1 protein-coding gene is annotated in these 1,825 nt (G+C 58.9%); it reads right to left on the reverse strand.

Annotated features, from left to right (window positions below):
* Positions 1-212 precede the first annotated feature (212 nt).
* Complete coding sequence (locus ACI38B_RS04185; RefSeq protein ID WP_439729655.1) at positions 213-1,277, reverse strand: LacI family DNA-binding transcriptional regulator; 1,065 nt, start codon at positions 1,275-1,277, stop codon at positions 213-215.
* Between the last annotated feature and the right edge of the window lie 548 nt (positions 1,278-1,825).

Consider the following 1,825-nt stretch of genomic DNA (forward strand, 5'->3'; position numbering starts at 1 on the left):
CGTTCCCATACCCAGTCAATTCGCCCGAATCTGGAGATTGCCATTGGTCGGGTGACCATGCGATATCACGCATCTCGCGCTGGTCTGGGACTTCGCGTCAACTCTGTTCGCAATGCGATAACTTCCCGCACGTTTGTTCCGGGAATTCCCGACAACATGCCCCGGAAATAAAAATTTCCGTCGATCACCGAAGACCCTTAGAAAACCAAGCCCTATGAGACTTCCCCGACAACCGACTGCTTGGCAATGATCGCGCAGGGGATGAGCGTCGGCCATTCGTCGCCGCTGACCGTCGGGATGGTGGCGGCATGGTATGAGGGCGTCGCGCGGTGTTCGGCAATCGGGTCGCCGCCTTCGATCATGGAGATGACCTTGCAAGCTCCCCAGAACCCCATCTCGTAATGAGGCAGTTCCACGCTGGTCAGCGCAGGTACCGTGGTGTCGCAGATGACCTCGTGATTGTCCACACCAATCACTGACAGGTCGCTGCCGATGGTGAGTCCGTGCTTGAACGCATAGTCGTACACGTACACCGCCCGGGCATCGTTGAACGCGAACACGCCGTCCGGGTGCGTCTGGTCAAGCAATGCGCACACCGCTTCGAGCGCGGGACGTCCATACGAGACGCGGATGATCAGACTTTCATCAAACGGCAGGCCCGCCTCCTCAAGCGCCTGCCGATACCCCTGAAGCCGCCCGAACTGGGCGATTGCCGGCTCATCGCAGCCGATGTAGGCGATACGACGACATCCGGCATCGATCAGATACTTCGTGGCATCATGCCCGATGCCGACTTCATCCGGCGCGATCCCAGGATGAATGGCGGTACGCTCCTGCGCATTGACGACGACGACCTGCGAATCTTCGAGCATCGGCGGTACATGAACATACCGGTTGGCGAACTTGGCATAGATATATCCGTCCACACCCCAGCCGAGCGCCTGACCGATATCGCTGTCGATGTTGCGCTCGCCGTCGGCGTCGATGATAAACATCATGTATCCCAATTGTCTCGCCGCATCTTGGGCCCCATGGATGATTTCACCCGCATGCGGAGTGGTGGCGACCTGGTCGCTGATGAACGCGATGGTTCGGGTTCTGCCGCTACGCAGTGAACGGGCCATCGCGTCGGGATGGTACTCGAGTTCGTCCGCGACTTGCCGGATTTTCTCCGCAATTTCAGGTTTCACATGACCCTTGTCGCGGTGATTGATCACTAGCGAGACGGTGGATACTGACACGCGCGCCTTTGCTGCAATGTCCTTCATAGTGGCCATACCCCCCATTGTACTGGAGATTGGGCTGTAAACGTGAAGAAACGCGCGGAATATCACCGGTTCCCAGCTTTGCGATATGCCCCCCGTGCCGCCGTTGTGTCCGGAACATGAATTGCCCTGTGACACGACTTGTGACCGGATTGTCGCACCACAGGGCAATTGCTTTGATATTGCTGGGGAATCGGGGGATACCGGCGTGTGATGTGACCGGATTGTCGCACATCGGACGGATACCTGTGGCCACGCTGTTGGTTGGGTCGGTAATCTCGCCGTGGTGCGACTATGGTGTCGCACGACAGCGGGATACGGCCTTCCTGTGCCGCGGTCACCGTACCGGTTATGCCGCTATCTCGCCGCGGTGCGACTGCCGCGTCGCATCGCGGATCAGATACCTCTCTGTGATGTGCCGGAGCAGTTGCTATCTTGCCGTGGTGTGACTGTTGTGTCGCACCACGGGCGGATACCTGCGATCACGCTGCTGGTTGGGTCGGTATCTCGCCGTGGTGCGACTATGGTGTCGCACGACAGCGGGATACGGCCTTCCTGTG

Source organism: Bifidobacterium sp. (assembly GCF_051876855.1).
Taxonomy (GTDB): Bacteria; Actinomycetota; Actinomycetes; order Actinomycetales; family Bifidobacteriaceae; genus Bifidobacterium.